The sequence below is a fragment of the Streptomyces collinus Tu 365 genome, from assembly GCF_000444875.1.
Taxonomy (GTDB): domain Bacteria; phylum Actinomycetota; class Actinomycetes; order Streptomycetales; family Streptomycetaceae; genus Streptomyces; species Streptomyces collinus_A.
Genome location: NC_021985.1, coordinates 4,698,472 through 4,712,656 on the forward strand (window position 1 = coordinate 4,698,472; position 14,185 = coordinate 4,712,656).

A 14,185-nucleotide genomic window follows, 5' to 3' on the forward strand; every position below is an offset into this window, starting at 1 on the left:
CGCCGCCGCCCGGTCCCGGACTAGCCGTGCCGGCCGCCGTTGCCGTTGTGCCCGCCGTTGGACTGACCCTGGATGAAGTTGCCGGGGAGGGAGAAGGTGGGCGTCGGGATGGTGCCGCCGGTGGCGTCACCCGTGGTGCCCCCGGTTGCCCCCGTTGGTCCCCCGTCCGTCTGTCCGCCGATCAGTCCCCCGATCAGCCCCCCGTTGTTGTTGTCCCCGTTGTTGCCCCCGTTGTCCCCCCCTTGTCCTTTTCCCTGGCCGTCCCCGGGGTTCTCGTCGTCGGGGATGTCGACCAGGTTGAAGTCGGGTGCGTCCTTGCCCTCCAGGGCGCCCGCCATGGCGTCGCGCCAGATCGGGCCGGGGACCTGACCGCCGTAGACGAGGTCGCGGTAGACCCCGCCGATGGTGATGTGGGTCATCTCCACGTTCTGCTTGGCACTGCCGACCCAGACCGCGCCGGCCATGTTCGGCGTGTAGCCGACGAACCAGGCGTTCTTGCGGGAGTCGGTCGTACCCGTCTTGCCCGCGCTCTCCCGGTCGCTCAGGCCGGCCTCCTGGCCGGTGCCGGAGTCGACCACACCGCGCAGCAGGGTGTTGACGGTGTCGGCGGTCTGCTCACTCATCGCCCGTGAGCAGGTCGACTTGGGCACCGGGAGCGACTTGCGCTCGTTGCCGACCTTCTGGGTGATGGACTCGATGGCGACCGGGGTGCAGTACATGCCCCGGGAGGCGAAGGTGGCGTACGCGCTCGCCATGGTCAGCGGCGAGAGGCCGATCGAACCGAGCGCGATGGACGGCGTCTGGGGGAGCTTCGAGCCGTCGCCCTGCACGACGTGCAGCGCGTCGGTCATCTTCACCACCGGGCACAGGCCGATGTCGGAGATGAGCTGCACGAAGTAGGTGTTGATGGACTTCGCCATCGCCTCCTTCATGCGGTACGGGCCCTTCTCCGACTCGTTCTCGTTCTCGACCGTCTCGTTCCTGGTGTTGACGTACGGGCTGCTGCTGCACCGCTGGACCGGGCTCGGGTAGTTCATCTTGTACGGCGCCGAGTACTCCTGCGTCGCGGGCTTGCCGCCCTCGATCGCGGCCGCCGCCACGAACGGCTTGAACGTCGAACCGGTCGGGAAGCCGTAGTTGGAGCCGCCCATGGCCCGGTTGACCGAGAAGTTGTACTCGGTCTCGTTGTTGCCGTAGCCGAAGGGCTTGGACTGGCCCATCGCCAGGACCTTGCCGGTGCCGGGTTCGACCAGGGTGGCGGCCGCCGCGACCTTGTCCGACTTGTAGACGTGGTCCTTGAGGGACGCCTGTACGGACGCCTGCGCCTGCGGGTCCAGGGTCGTACGGATGGTCAGTCCGCCCTGGTTCCAGAGCTTGGCGCGCTCCTCGCGGGTCTTGCCGAAGGTCGGGTCGGTCAGGAAGACGTTCTCGACGTACTTGCAGAAGAACGCGGAGCTCTTGGTGGCCGTGATGCAGCCGTTCTTCGGCTGGCTGACGTGCAGCCCGAGCGGCTTCTCCTTGGCCTGGTCGGCCTCCGCCCGGGAGATGTCGCCCAGCTCGGCCATGCGCTGCAGGACGGTGTTGCGCCGCTTGGTGGCCTCGGCCTCGTCGTTCACCGGGTCGTAGCGGCTCGGGGACTGGACGATGCCCGCGAGCAGCGCGGACTGCTGCAGGTTGAGGTCCTTGGCGTGCTTGGAGAAGTAGCGCTGGGCGGCCGCCTCGACGCCGTAGGCCTGCTCGCCGAAGAAGGTGATGTTCAGGTAGTTCTCGAGGATCCGCTTCTTGCCGAGCTTCTCCTCGATCTGGATCGCGTACTTCAGCTCGCGGACCTTGCGGCCGAGGGTCTGCTGGGTGGCCTCGGCGACCTTCGTCGGGTCGTCGCCGGCCTCCTCGATGAAGTAGTTCTTCACGAGCTGCTGGGTGAGCGTGGAGGCGCCCTGGGCGACCCCGCCCGACTGCGCGTTCTTGTTCAGGGCGCGCAGCACGCCCTTGAGGTCGATCGCGCCGTGCTTGTAGAAGCGTGAGTCCTCGATCGCGACGATCGCCTTCTGCAGGTACGGCGAGATGTCCTTGAGCTCCACCACCGTGCGGTCACGGGAGTAGACGGTCGCGAGTTGGTCGCCCCGGCTGTCCAGTATGGTCGTGCGCTGGCTGAGCTGGGGGCTCTTGAGATTGGCCGGGATCTCGTCGAAGCCCTGCACCGAGCCCTTGGCCGCGAGGCCCAGCGCGCCGGCCGCGGGCAGCGCGATGCCCGCCATGACGGCTCCCGCGAGCACACTGACACCGAGGAACTTGGCGGCCTGCTGTGTTGCCGACAGGCCACCGCCCGAGCGCTTCTTTGGCATGGGGGCAGCCTAATCCGTACTGATGAGCGTTCCGATGGAGGCGGCCGCTTCTCGGGATGTTCGGGTGCCGGATCGTGATGTCCGCGATGTCAGGTGAGGGCGTATCCGGGCAGGTGAAGGGGGTGCAGGGCGCGTCAAGGCGCGGCAGGGCGGTCGCCTACGTTTCCATTCGCCGGACACGCGCACAGGCATTGGCCTAAGCTGCTATCAACTGTCACAGCGGTGCGGCCACGTATCAATACGTCCGACGACCCCGAATCGTTCCGGAAGTACCCGACTTTCTGATGCGGGCGTGTCCGAAACCGCCTCGTGTGTCACCTGGCGCCCGGTGTGGCGCGTCACAGCCGTCCCGGTATGCCGGGATGGTCGCGCATGTCGTCAGCTCACTCCCGCGGGTGATCTGCCGCTTACCCATAGTCCGTTCGGGCCATTCAAGATTGGGCCCGAAGGGGGTGTTGCGCTGTCTCCACCTTCCGTAACGTCCTCAACTGGCGGCGGTGAATATGCCGCTGCCGCCGTGGGGGAGCCTCGATTCGGGAGAGGACGGCGCCGGTATGGGCTGGGTTACCGACTGGAGTGCGCAGGCCGCCTGCCGCACTACCGATCCGGATGAACTGTTCGTTCAGGGAGCAGCGCAGAACAGGGCCAAGGCGGTGTGCACCGGATGTCCGGTACGCACCGAATGCCTGGCCGACGCGCTGGACAACCGCGTGGAGTTCGGCGTGTGGGGAGGCATGACGGAGCGGGAGCGCCGCGCACTGCTGCGCAGGCGGCCGACCGTGACCTCCTGGCGCCGGCTGCTGGAGACCGCCCGCTCGGAGTACGAGCGCGGCCTCGGCATCGTGCCCCTCGACAGCGACGAGGTGTACGAGCACTACGCGGCGGTGAGCTAGGGCTCCGCCCCGGCGCTGACCCGGGGCCACTCCGGCCGGCCGTGAGGCGGAGGAAGCAGCGGCCGGACGTGTGTTCAGGAACACCACCCGTGGGATGCCCGCGGAGACACCCGCTGTGCGGGGTGTGCCAGGTGCACGCCCGCGGGGCACGCGTGCACGAGCGGCGGCCGTCGGCACGCTCACGGGGCATGGCCGAGGGCGTCGAGAGCCATCGGGCTCGGACGCGGGGGCCTCGCTGGGCCGAGGCCGGGTCGCTGGGCCGAGGCCGGCCGCTGAGCCGAGGCCGAGTCACGTACGCGCGCCGCAGCGGCCCGTACGGCTGGTCCGCGCGCTGTCACGACAGCCCGCGCGCCGTCCGGACAGCTCCGTATGCCGTCAGGACGGCTCCGTGCGTCCCGCCGCCAGCCGGTCGCCGATGTCGCGCAGACCCGTGAGGTCGTGCACGTCGCCGGGCAGCGCGGGCACCTCGACGACCGCCACCTCGGGGTGGCGGGCGGTGAACCGGTCACGCGTGCGCCGCTCGCGCGAGAGCAGCTGCATGCGGTCGGCGTGCAGCCTCAGCAGGCCCACGGTGAGCTGGTCGACGGAGTGCTCCGTGGGGGCGGGGGAGCCTTCTTCGGAAGCGGTGTCCACAGCTGCGGCCCGGGAAGCCGGAGAGTCTGAACTGCCGTACGTGTCGGGAGAGTTACGAAGTCCAGCTTTCCCGTCCCCCTGATCGACAATGCCGGACTCCTCAAGATTTTCCGCGGCGGCGAGCGCCCGCTCGGCCGTGAGCCCGCCGGCGCCGCTGCCGTGCACCCGGTTGAGCACGAGTCCCACCAGCGGCATCTTCTCGGCGGCCAGCCGCTCCACGAAGTACGCGGCCTCACGCAGCGCGTCCCGCTCCGGCGCCGCCACCACGAGGAACGCCGTACCGGGCGCCTGGAGCAGCTTGTACGTGGCGTCCGCGCGCGTGCGGAAACCGCCGAACGTGGTGTCCATCGCGGCCACGAAGGTCTGCACGTCCTTCAGCAGCTGGCCGCCCAGCAGCTTGCCCAGGGTGCCGGTCATCATCGACATGCCGACGTTGAGGAAGGCCATCCCCGCGCGGCCGCCGAGCTTCGCCGGAGCGGTCAGCAGCCGGATCAGCCGGCCGTCCAGGAACGAGCCGAGCCGCTTGGGCGCGTCCAGGAAGTCCAGCGCCGAACGGGACGGCGGGGTGTCCACCACGATCAGGTCCCACTCGTCCCGGGCCCGGAGCTGGCCCAGCTTCTCCATGGCCATGTACTCCTGCGTGCCGGCGAAGCCCGCCGAGAGCGACTGGTAGAAGGGGTTGGACAGGATCGCGGACGCCCGGTCGCGGTCCGCGTGCGCCTCGACGACCTCGTCGAAGGTGCGCTTCATGTCGAGCATCATGGCGTGCAGCTCGCCGTCGCCCTCGGTGCCCTTCACCCTCCGGGGCACGTTGTCGAGGGAGTCGATGCCCATCGACTGTGCCAGCCGCCGGGCCGGGTCGATGGTGAGGACGACCACCTTGCGGCCCCGCTCGGCCGCTCTGAGGCCCAGCGCCGCCGCCGTCGTCGTCTTGCCGACACCACCCGAGCCGCAGCACACCACGATGCGGGTCTCGGGGTCGTCCAGCAGCGGATCGACGTCGAGCACCCGCCCGGGGGAGATGCGGGAGCGCGCGCCGTCCCGGGCCGAGGACTGGGCGGACGCCGAGGTCGGGGACTGCGCCGGGTCCGGACTCATGACAACCCCTGCTTCCGCAGCTCGCTGGCGAGTTCGTACAGGCCGCCGAGGTCCATGCCCTCGGCGAGCAGTGGCAGTTCGTGCATCGGCAGGTCCAGGTCACCGAGGACCGCGCGCTGCTCCTGCTCCAGCGCGTACCGCTCGGCGTACTCCGAGGCCTGCTCCAGCAGCGGGTCCACCAGCCGCTCGGCGTGCCCGCCGCGACGCGCCCCGCCGAGGCCCGCGGTGGACAGCGCCCGTGCGACGGATGAACGCTCCACGGTCCGTACGAGTTCCAGGTCCGTCGCGTCCAACACCTCCGGGCGGACCATGTTCACGATGACCCGGCCCACCGGAAGACGCGCGGCGCGCAGCTCGGCGATGCCGTCGGCGGTCTCCTGGACCGGCATCTCCTCCAGCAGCGTCACCAGGTGCACCGCCGTCTCCGGGGACTTCAGCACACGCATGACGGCCTGCGCCTGATTGTGTATCGGGCCGATCTTCGCCAGGCCCGCCACCTCGTCGTTGACGTTGAGGAAGCGGGTGATGCGCCCGGTGGGCGGGGCGTCCATCACGACGTAGTCGTACGTGAAGCGGCCGCTTCTGTCCTTGCGGCGCACGGCTTCGCACGCCTTGCCGGTCAGCAGGACGTCCCGGACGCCCGGCGCGATGGTGGTGGCGAAGTCGATCGCGCCGAGCTTCTTCAGGGCCCGGCCCGCGCCCCCCAGCTTGTAGAACATCTGGAGGTAGTCCAAGAGGGCCAGTTCCGCGTCTATGGCCAGGGCGTACACCTCCCCGCCGCCCGGAGCGACCGCGATTTTCCGTTCCTCGTAGGGCAGCGCCTCCGTCTCGAAGAGCTGGGCGATGCCCTGTCGGCCCTCGACCTCCACGAGAAGCGTGCGCTTCCCCTCCGTGGCGAGAGCCAACGCGAGTGCGGCGGCGACCGTCGTCTTTCCGGTCCCGCCCTTGCCGCTGACGACCTGGAGCCTGCTCACGTCTTCGAGCCTAACCAGTCCGGCCGACGGTCACGCGCGAGGCTGTGGACAACGGCGTCCGCGGTCGGCCGCGGGGGCGGTGCACGACGGTGCCGCGGTCGGCCGCCGGCGCGGTGGTCGACAGCGGCTACAGTCGGCCCATGACCAAGTGGGAATACGCAACCGTGCCGCTGCTCGTCCATGCCACGAAGCAGATTCTGGACACCTGGGGCGAGGACGGCTGGGAGCTCGTCCAGGTCGTGCCCGGGCCCAACAACCCCGAGCAGCTCGTCGCCTACCTGAAGCGGGAGAAGCAGGCATGAGCGCGGTCGAGGCCAAGCTGGCCGAACTCGGTCTGACCCTTCCGGACGTCGTCCCGCCGCTGGCCGCGTACCAGCCGGCCGTGCGGTCCGGTGCGTACGTCTACACCTCCGGCCAGCTCCCGATGGTGGAGGGCAAGCTGCCGGTCACCGGCAAGGTGGGCGCCGAGGTCACCGCGGAGGAGGCCAAGGAACTGGCCCGCACCTGCGCGCTGAACGCGCTGGCCGCCGTCAAGTCGGTCGCCGGTGACCTGGACCGTGTCGCGCGCGTGGTGAAGGTCGTCGGCTTCGTCGCCTCCGCCGCCGACTTCACCGGCCAGCCCGGTGTCATCAACGGCGCGAGCGAGCTGCTCGGCGAGGTCCTCGGCGACAAGGGCGTGCACGCCCGCAGCGCGGTGGGCGTCGCGGTGCTGCCGCTGGACGCGCCGGTGGAGGTCGAGATCCAGGTCGAGCTGGCCCCCTGAGCCCGCCGGGCCGCTGTCGGGCCCCGTGCCGGGCCGTCGTCGGGCCCCGTGCCGGGCCGCCGGGCGGCTCCCTGAGCGCCCCGCGGCCCCGGAACCCCTCTGACCTCGGGTACCTCTCGAACATTCGCCCTACACGGGATAGCCTCCGGCCATGGCGAATGGGCAGTGGTACCCCCCGGAGTGGCCGGACCGCATCCGCGCGCTCGCGGACGGCACGCTGACCCCGGTGACCCCCCGGCGCGCGGCCACGGTGCTGCTCCTGCGGGACACCGAGGCCGGCCCCGTCGTCCACATGCTGCGCAGACGCGCCTCCATGGCCTTCGCCGGAGGCGCGTACGCCTACCCCGGCGGCGGGGTCGACCCGCGCGACGACGACCTCCACGTCCGCTGGGCGGGCCCCCCGCGCGCGTGGTGGGCCGACCGGCTCGGCGTGGACGAGTCCGGCGCCCAGGCGATCGTCTGCGCGGCCGTGCGGGAGACGTACGAGGAGGCGGGCGTCCTGCTCGCCGGGCCGGACGCCGACTCGGTCGTCGGCGACACCACCGGCGACGACTGGGAGGCGGACCGCGCCGCCCTGGTCGCGCGCGAGCTGTCCTTCGCCGAGTTCCTTGACCGCCGCGGCCTGGTGCTGCGCTCCGACCTGCTGGGCGCCTGGACCCGCTGGATCACCCCCGAGTTCGAGGCCCGGCGCTACGACACCTGGTTCTTCGTCGCCGCGCTCCCCGAGGGCCAGCGCACCCGCAACGCCTCCACAGAGGCCGACCGCACGGTGTGGATCCGCCCCGAGGAGGCCGCCGCCGGGTACGACAGGGGCGAGCTGCTGATGATGCCGCCCACCGTCGCCACCCTGCGTCAGCTCCTCCCGTACGGCACCGCCGCCGAGGCGCTGGCCGCCGCGCCCGCGCGCGACATGACGCCGGTGCTGGCACGCGCCCGCCTGGTGGACGGCGAGATCGTCCTGTCCTGGCCGGGGCACGACGAGTTCACCAAGCACGTCCCGACGGCCGGGGCGGCCTCCGGACCGGACGGATCCACGGTGGCCGGGGCGGCCCCCGGAGCGCATGGATCGACGGTGGCCGGGGCGGCGACCGCCCCGCGGACCGGTGGAGGCCCCGCATGACCGACGCGGCAGCCCTGCCCGGCCAGCCCCGGGGCGCGGTACGCACCGGCCCCGCGACCGAACGGGCCGTCAACGTCCTGGCGCCCAACGCCTCCGCGATGACCCTGGACGGCACCAACACCTGGATCCTCGCCGAGCCCGGCTCCGAGCTGGCCGTGGTGATCGACCCGGGCCCGCTGGACGACGCCCACCTGCGCAACGTCGTCGACACGGCCGAGAAGGCGGGCAAGCGGATCGCCCTCACCCTGCTCACCCACGGCCACCCCGACCACGCCGAGGGCGCCGGCCGGTTCGCCGAGCTGACCGGCACGCGCGTGCGTGCGCTCGACCCGGCGCTGCGGCTCGGCGACGAGGGCCTGGCCGCCGGAGACGTGATCACCGCCGGCGGCCTGGAGCTGAGGGTCGTGCCCACGCCCGGGCACACCTCGGACTCCCTGTGCTTCCATCTCCCGGCCGACCGGTCCGTGCTGACCGGGGACACGATCCTCGGGCGCGGCACGACCATGGTGGCGCACCCCGACGGCCGTCTGGGCGACTATCTGGACTCCCTGCGCCGTCTGCGGTCGCTGACCGTGGACGACGGCGTGCACACGGTCCTGCCGGGCCACGGGCCGGTCCTGGAGGACGCGCAGGGCGCGGTCGAGTTCTACCTCGCCCACCGCGCCCACCGGCTCGCCCAGGTCGAGACGGCCGTCGAGGACGGCCACCGGACCCCCCAGCAGGTCGTCGCCCACGTGTACGCCGACGTGGACCGCTCCCTGTGGCCGGCCGCCGAGCTCTCGGTGCGCGCGCAGTTGGACTACCTGAGCGAGCACGGCCTGATCTAGCCGGACGGGTCCGGGCGGGGTGCTTTGACGCCGTGCACGCGCGCGTACTCCCCGGCCAGCCAGGGCCCGAGGTCGTCGACGTACGAGCGCAGGACGTCCGGGTCGCCGACGGGCTCGTGGCCGTACTCGGCCGCCTGCCGCAGCTGTGCGGCCCGCTCCGGGTAGTACGCGCCGAACACCCCGGCCATCTCCCGCAGATCGCTGGTCCAGCCGTTCCAGCGGGGCATGACGAGGGTGAAGCCCGTGCGCACGAGGTGCCGGGACATGGAGCGGACCAGGGGCCTGCGGGCCCGCTCGGAGTCCTCCGCCGCGGCGATCCGCTCCCGCCAGCGCGGGAGGAGGAGCGCGAGGTCACCGTTGGTCTCCCGCGCGAGCAGGGCGTCGGGGCGGTAGCGGGGCAGGTACTCGGCGAGGTCGTCCCCGAGCAGCGGTGTACACAGGCAGGCCACGAACCAGCCGAGGTCGTACCGCTCCGGCTCGCTCAGCAGCCGAGCCCGGCCGTACAGCAGCGTGCCGACGCCGTCGATCTGCGGGAACTGCCCGTCGAGCGCCTCGCCGAGGGCACGGACGGCCGCACGGTCGGCGTCGGCCGGTTCGTCGCGCAGGGCGACCAGCAGGTCCAGGTCGCTGCGCGCCACGCGCGCGGTGCCGCGCGGTACGGACCCGTAGAGGTACGCGCTGTGCAGACGCGAGCCGAAGAGGTCGAGCAGCCGGTCGCGCGCCGCGGCCACGACCGGCCGGAAGACGTCGGGCACCCGCGCGAGGGAGCCCTCGCGTTCGATGAAGCCCTGGGCGTCGAGCCCCGGACGGCGCACGGTTTCGGCCATGTGTTCACTGTGCCCGGTCGCGGCCCCGGGGGCAGGTGGATTCTGCCGGGGCGGGCCGGACCGGTGGGGTGACGGCCCGGGGCGGTCGGCCCTCTGAGGGGTCGGCAAGCGGACCCGGACCCCAGGGCAACGGGCCCCGGGGAAGCAGCACCCGGGAGGTGGGGGCTGCCGGAACGCGGGGCCCCCACAAGGCGTCAGCGCGAACGCTTGGCCAGGCGCTCCACGTCCAGCAGGATCACGGCCCGCGCCTCGAGACGGAGCCACCCGCGCTGGGCGAAGTCGGCCAGCGCCTTGTTCACGGTCTCGCGCGAGGCGCCGACCAGCTGGGCCAGCTCCTCCTGCGTGAGGTCGTGGACGACGTGGATGCCTTCCTCGGACTGCACGCCGAAGCGGCGGGAGAGGTCGAGCAGGGCGCGCGCCACCCGGCCGGGGACGTCGGAGAAGACCAGGTCCGACATGGCGTCGTTGGTCTTGCGCAGTCGGCGGGCGACGGCGCGCAGCAGGGCGCCGGCCACCTCGGGACGCGCGTTCAGCCAGGGCTGGAGGTCGCCGTGGCCGAGGCCCAGCATCTTGACCTCGGTCAGCGCGCTCGCGGTGGCGGTGCGCGGGCCCGGGTCGAACAGCGACAGCTCGCCGATCAGCTCGCCGGGGCCGACGACGGCGAGCATGTTCTCGCGGCCGTCGGGGGAGGTGCGGTGCAGCTTGACCTTGCCCTCGGTCACGACGTACAGCCGGTCTCCGGGGTCCCCCTCATGGAAGAGTGAGTCACCGCGCGCGAGGGTCACCTCACTCATGGAGGCGCGGAGCTCCGCGGCCTGCTCGTCGTCGAGCGCCGCGAAGAGCGGGTTGCGCCGCAGAACGTCGTCCACGAGTTCTCTCCCTTGTCGACCTGCTCAGGGGATCTTGCTCCCCTGGTGTGCCAGGGGACCGTGTTCCCCATTTTGCCGGACGGTCCAAACAGTGTGATCTGTCACAAGGATGCCGCACAGGTGTCCCGAGGTAAGCGGCAGGGGTCCAATCGGGGGCCGATCTTCGGGGGTCGGGGCGGATGTCCGTGCCGGGCTTTAGGCTGGCCGGGTGTCCAAATCGCCGGTGAGAGCACAGGCCAAGGGGGCTGGGCGGGTGGCTGTACGTCGAGATTCCGCTGTGGGCGAACAAGGCCCCGACGGTAGTAATAAAAAACGCAAAACGGATGAAAGGGTCGCGCCGGTCACGCCTGCCGCGCCGGTCGCGAAGACAGCCAGGCAGACAGCCAAGACGGCCGCGAAGAAAATCGCCGCCAAGAAGACCGCCGTCAAGGGGACCACCGCCAGGGGGACCGCCGCGAAGAAGACCGCCGCGAAGGAGACCGCGAAGCCCCCGGCGAACGAGTCCCGCACCGCGCTGGTCCGCCGTGCCCGCCGCATCAACCGCGAGCTCGCCGAGGTGTATCCGTACGCCCACCCCGAGCTGGACTTCGACAACCCCTTCCAGCTCCTCGTCGCCACGGTGCTGTCGGCCCAGACCACCGACCTGCGCGTCAACCAGACGACCCCGGCGCTCTTCTCGAAGTACCCCACCCCCGAGGACCTGGCCGCCGCCAATCCGGAGGAGGTCGAGGAGATCCTGCGCCCCTGCGGCTTCTTCCGCGCCAAGACCAGGTCGGTGATAGGGCTCTCCAAGGCCCTCACCGAGGACTTCGGCGGCCAGGTGCCCGGCAGGCTCGAGGACTTGGTGAAGCTGCCCGGCGTCGGCCGCAAGACCGCCTTCGTCGTCCTCGGCAACGCGTTCGGGCGGCCCGGCATCACCGTGGACACGCACTTCCAGCGGCTGGTGCGGCGCTGGCAGTGGACCGCCGAGACCGACCCGGACAAGATCGAGGCGGCCGTCGGGGCGCTGTTCCCCAAGAGCGACTGGACCGAACTGTCCCACCACGTCATCTGGCACGGCCGCCGCATCTGCCACGCCCGCAAGCCCGCCTGCGGCGCCTGCCCCATCGCCCCGCTCTGTCCGGCCTACGGCGAGGGCGAGACCGACCCCGAGAAGGCGGCGAAGCTCCTGAAGTACGAGAAGGGCGGCTTCCCCGGCCAGCGGCTGAAGCCCCCGCAGGCCTACCTCGACGCCGGCGGGAAACCCGCCCCGCCGCTGGGGGCCGGATGACGGAACGATCTCGGTGTCGTCGGGCGTTGAACACGGCAGGACGGGGGTGGCGATGACGTACACGCACGGCACGCACGACACGGACAGGGGCCCGGTGGCGCTCAGCAAGGAGGGCCTGCCGGGCTGGCTCGACCCGGTGGTGCGGGCGGCGGAGACCGTCGAGCCGCTCCAGCTCAGCCGCTTCCTGCCGCCGGAGAACGGCTCGGGACGCCAGTCGGCCGTCCTCATCCTGTTCGGCGAGGGCGAGCGCGGCCCCGAACTGCTGCTCATGGAGCGGGCCGGCTCCCTGCGCTCCCACGCCGGGCAGCCCTCCTTCCCCGGTGGTGCCCTCGACCCGGAGGACGGCGACCCGGGAGACGCCGGCCCGCTGCGGGCCGCGCTGCGCGAGGCCGAGGAGGAGACCGGCCTCGACCCCCGCGGAGTCCAGCTCTTCGGCGTCCTGCCCGCCCTCTACATCCCGGTCAGCGGCTTCGTCGTCACCCCGGTGCTCGGCTGGTGGCGCGAGCCCAGCCCGGTCGGCGTCGTCGATCCCAACGAGACGGCCCGGGTCTTCACCGTCCCCGTGGCGGATCTCACGGACCCCGCGCACCGCGCGACCGCCGTCCACCCCAGCGGCCACCGGGGCCCGGCGTTCCTGGTCGAAGGGGCTCTGGTCTGGGGTTTCACCGCCGGAGTGATCGACCGCCTGCTGCACTTCGCGGGCTGGGAGCGGCCCTGGGACAGAGACAAGAAGGTCCCGCTCGACTGGCGGTCATGACAGGGTGTCTGCCGTGCTGTGTTTTTCCGGGGGCGCCCACCCCCGGACCCCCGGCCGCGCTGCTGGGACCGGAGTGAATAGGCGAGGCCTCAAGCAGTGAACGTGCTGGACATCCTGTTGCTGGTCGCGGCCGTGTGGTTCGCGGTCGTGGGCTACCGCCAGGGCTTCGTCGTCGGCATCCTGTCGGTGATCGGGTTCCTCGGCGGAGGTCTCGTGGCCGTCTACACGCTGCCCGTCATCTGGGACGCCGTCACCGGCAACGCCCAGGTCGGCACCACGGCCGCCGTCGTCGCCGTGGTCGTCGTCATCGTCTGCGCCTCCGTCGGCCAGGCCCTGACCACCCACCTCGGCAACAAGCTGCGCCGGCACATCACCTGGTCCCCGGCCCGCGCCCTGGACGCCACCGGCGGCGCCCTGGTCAACGTGGTGGCGATGCTGCTCGTCGCCTGGCTGATCGGCTCGGCCCTCGCGCAGACCACGCTGCCGACGTTGGGCAAGGAGGTCCGCAACTCCAAGGTGCTGCTGGGCGTCTCGCAGGCGCTGCCCGCCGAGGCCGACACCTGGTTCAAGGACTTCACCTCGGTCCTCGCGCAGAACGGCTTCCCGCAGGTCTTCAGCCCGTTCTCCAACGAGCCGATCAAGGACGTCGAGCCGCCCGACCCGGCCCTGGCGCGCAGCACGGTCGCCACTCATGCCCAGCGCTCCATCGTCAAGGTCACCGGCACCGCCCAGAGCTGCGGCAAGGTGCTGGAGGGCACCGGCTTCGTCTTCGCCGACCGCCGCGTCATGACCAACGCGCACGTGGTCGGCGGCGTCGACGAGCCCAGCGTGCAGATCGGCGGCGAGGGCCGCAAGTACGGGGCCAAGGTCGTCCTGTACGACTGGAAGCGCGACATCGCCGTCCTCGACGTGCCCGACCTGCGAGCCAAGTCCCTGCGGTTCACCTCGCGCGACGCGGCCGGCGGTGACGGCGCCATCGTCGCGGGCTTCCCCGAGAACGGCTCGTACGACGTCCGGGCCGCGCGCGTGCGCGGACGCATCACGGCGAACGGCCCGGACATCTACCACCGCGGCACGGTCAGCCGAGACGTCTACTCCCTGTACGCCACCGTCCGCCAGGGCAACTCCGGCGGCCCGCTGCTCACGCCCGACGGCAAGGTGTACGGCGTGGTGTTCGCCAAGTCCCTCGACGACGCCGACACCGGGTACGCGCTCACGGCGGACGAGATCCAGCAGGACATCGCCCGGGGCCGTACGGCGAACGAGCAGGTCGGCACCGACAGCTGCGCCCTGTGAGGGAACCGCGGAACGCCCGCCGGGACTGAGCCGTCCGGATGACGCCCCGCGCGTCCGGCCCTCACGGGCTCAGCCGCGCGGCTCAGCCCTGCGCGCTCAGCCGCGCGGGTGACGCAGGCGTACCGAGACCCAGCGCGCCCGGCGGCGCAGGATGTGCGGAATACCGACCCTGAGGTCCGCCTCCGCGAGTTGCGGAGTACCTCGCCGCGACGCGCCGAGCCCGGCGGCCGAGCGGCGATTGCGGGGTGCGTCACTGTAGTCGTGCGTCCAGCCCATACCCCGACGTCTGCCCGGGCCCCAAGGTCGATAACCGCCTCCACGGCGCCCAATTGGCGTATGCGGCAGGCATGTGGCCGTTCGGGGGACAAGTGTTCAGGAAGTGGATACTCCACGCACCGATCCGGTCACCGAATCGGTCATGGAGGCGGTCACCCGATCGTCGTGGGACCGGTCACCCGATCGTCGTGGGACCGGTCACCTGATCGTCCGTCGGAACGGCCGTCCGTACGTTCG

14 protein-coding genes are annotated in these 14,185 nt (G+C 71.6%); 8 read left to right on the forward strand and 6 right to left on the reverse strand.

The annotated features are described in order from the left end of the window. Positions 1-20: 20 nt before the first annotated feature. Positions 21-2,345, reverse strand: a complete 2,325-nt coding sequence (locus B446_RS20415) for a transglycosylase domain-containing protein (protein ID WP_052352167.1) — start codon at positions 2,343-2,345, stop codon at positions 21-23. Positions 2,346-2,899: 554 nt separating this feature from the next. Here B446_RS20415 and wblA point away from each other — a divergent pair. Continuing rightward, on the forward strand, positions 2,900-3,238 hold the full coding sequence (gene wblA / locus B446_RS20420; protein ID WP_043476116.1) for a transcriptional regulator WblA: 339 nt from the start codon (positions 2,900-2,902) through the stop codon (positions 3,236-3,238). A gap of 375 nt (positions 3,239-3,613) precedes the next feature. On the opposite strand, the gene B446_RS20425 is transcribed toward wblA, so the two are convergent. Continuing rightward, positions 3,614-4,969 carry an ArsA family ATPase gene (locus tag B446_RS20425; RefSeq protein ID WP_020941341.1) on the reverse strand — a complete coding sequence of 452 codons (1,356 nt, stop codon included), beginning with the start codon at positions 4,967-4,969 and terminating at the stop codon, positions 3,614-3,616. After that, positions 4,966-5,943: an ArsA family ATPase gene (locus tag B446_RS20430; protein ID WP_020941342.1), complete on the reverse strand. Its 978-nt coding sequence runs from the start codon at positions 5,941-5,943 to the stop codon at positions 4,966-4,968. Before B446_RS20430 ends, B446_RS20425 begins: the two co-directional genes overlap by 4 nt. Positions 5,944-6,083: 140 nt before the next feature. Between B446_RS20430 and B446_RS38275 the strand changes: the two genes are divergently transcribed. The 4 genes from B446_RS38275 to B446_RS20450 all read left to right on the forward strand — a co-directional run bounded on the left by B446_RS38275 (position 6,084) and on the right by B446_RS20450 (position 8,653). Beyond that, complete coding sequence (locus tag B446_RS38275) at positions 6,084-6,245, forward strand: DUF4177 domain-containing protein (RefSeq protein ID WP_003975360.1); 162 nt, start codon at positions 6,084-6,086, stop codon at positions 6,243-6,245. After that, positions 6,242-6,706 carry a RidA family protein gene (locus B446_RS20440; protein WP_020941343.1) on the forward strand — a complete coding sequence of 155 codons (465 nt, stop codon included), beginning with the start codon at positions 6,242-6,244 and terminating at the stop codon, positions 6,704-6,706. Before B446_RS38275 ends, B446_RS20440 begins: the two co-directional genes overlap by 4 nt. A 151-nt stretch (positions 6,707-6,857) precedes the next feature. Further along, the gene (locus B446_RS20445) at positions 6,858-7,826 is read left to right on the forward strand and encodes an NUDIX hydrolase (RefSeq protein ID WP_020941344.1); all 969 of its coding nucleotides are present in this window, start codon (positions 6,858-6,860) and stop codon (positions 7,824-7,826) included. Further along, the gene (locus tag B446_RS20450; RefSeq protein WP_020941345.1) at positions 7,823-8,653 is read left to right on the forward strand and encodes an MBL fold metallo-hydrolase; all 831 of its coding nucleotides are present in this window, start codon (positions 7,823-7,825) and stop codon (positions 8,651-8,653) included. The genes B446_RS20445 and B446_RS20450 overlap by 4 nt, the downstream gene beginning before the upstream one ends. Here the strand turns inward: B446_RS20450 and B446_RS20455 are convergent. Beyond that, positions 8,650-9,480, reverse strand: coding sequence for a nucleotidyltransferase domain-containing protein (locus B446_RS20455; protein ID WP_020941346.1), 831 nt, complete (start codon positions 9,478-9,480; stop codon positions 8,650-8,652). The genes B446_RS20450 and B446_RS20455 overlap by 4 nt on opposite strands. A 194-nt stretch (positions 9,481-9,674) precedes the next feature. Beyond that, positions 9,675-10,349, reverse strand: coding sequence for a Crp/Fnr family transcriptional regulator (locus tag B446_RS20460; protein ID WP_020941347.1), 675 nt, complete (start codon positions 10,347-10,349; stop codon positions 9,675-9,677). A gap of 277 nt (positions 10,350-10,626) precedes the next feature. Here B446_RS20460 and nth point away from each other — a divergent pair, with 277 nt between their 5' ends. From nth to B446_RS20475, 3 genes are all read left to right on the forward strand, one after another. Then, a complete protein-coding gene (gene nth, locus B446_RS20465) occupies positions 10,627-11,619 on the forward strand; it encodes an endonuclease III (protein WP_020941348.1) in 993 nt (330 codons plus the stop codon). Positions 11,620-11,671: 52 nt separating this feature from the next. Next, positions 11,672-12,376 (forward strand): NUDIX hydrolase, encoded by a 705-nt coding sequence (locus B446_RS20470; protein ID WP_020941349.1) that lies wholly within the window; start codon positions 11,672-11,674, stop codon positions 12,374-12,376. A 96-nt stretch (positions 12,377-12,472) separates the two neighbouring features. After that, the gene (locus B446_RS20475) at positions 12,473-13,672 is read left to right on the forward strand and encodes a MarP family serine protease (RefSeq protein WP_020941350.1); all 1,200 of its coding nucleotides are present in this window, start codon (positions 12,473-12,475) and stop codon (positions 13,670-13,672) included. Between the two features lie 96 nt (positions 13,673-13,768). Here the strand turns inward: B446_RS20475 and B446_RS40350 are convergent, their stop codons facing one another. After that, the gene (locus B446_RS40350; protein WP_078614762.1) at positions 13,769-13,948 is read right to left on the reverse strand and encodes a hypothetical protein; all 180 of its coding nucleotides are present in this window, start codon (positions 13,946-13,948) and stop codon (positions 13,769-13,771) included. Between the last annotated feature and the right edge of the window lie 237 nt (positions 13,949-14,185).

Bases quoted from the DNA above. Each gene is read 5' to 3' on its own strand.
- B446_RS20455 (WP_020941346.1), bottom strand. From the start codon at position 9,480: ATGGCCGAAACCGTGCGCCGTCCGGGGCTCGACGCCCAGGGCTTCATC.
- wblA (WP_043476116.1), top strand. From the start codon at position 2,900: ATGGGCTGGGTTACCGACTGGAGTGCGCAGGCCGCCTGCCGCACTACC.
- B446_RS40350 (WP_078614762.1), bottom strand. From the start codon at position 13,948: ATGGGCTGGACGCACGACTACAGTGACGCACCCCGCAATCGCCGCTCG.
- B446_RS20425 (WP_020941341.1), bottom strand. From the start codon at position 4,969: ATGAGTCCGGACCCGGCGCAGTCCCCGACCTCGGCGTCCGCCCAGTCC.
- B446_RS20470 (WP_020941349.1), top strand. From the start codon at position 11,672: ATGACGTACACGCACGGCACGCACGACACGGACAGGGGCCCGGTGGCG.
- B446_RS38275 (WP_003975360.1), top strand. From the start codon at position 6,084: ATGACCAAGTGGGAATACGCAACCGTGCCGCTGCTCGTCCATGCCACG.
- B446_RS20445 (WP_020941344.1), top strand. From the start codon at position 6,858: ATGGCGAATGGGCAGTGGTACCCCCCGGAGTGGCCGGACCGCATCCGC.
- B446_RS20440 (WP_020941343.1), top strand. From the start codon at position 6,242: ATGAGCGCGGTCGAGGCCAAGCTGGCCGAACTCGGTCTGACCCTTCCG.
- B446_RS20415 (WP_052352167.1), bottom strand. From the start codon at position 2,345: ATGCCAAAGAAGCGCTCGGGCGGTGGCCTGTCGGCAACACAGCAGGCC.
- B446_RS20450 (WP_020941345.1), top strand. From the start codon at position 7,823: ATGACCGACGCGGCAGCCCTGCCCGGCCAGCCCCGGGGCGCGGTACGC.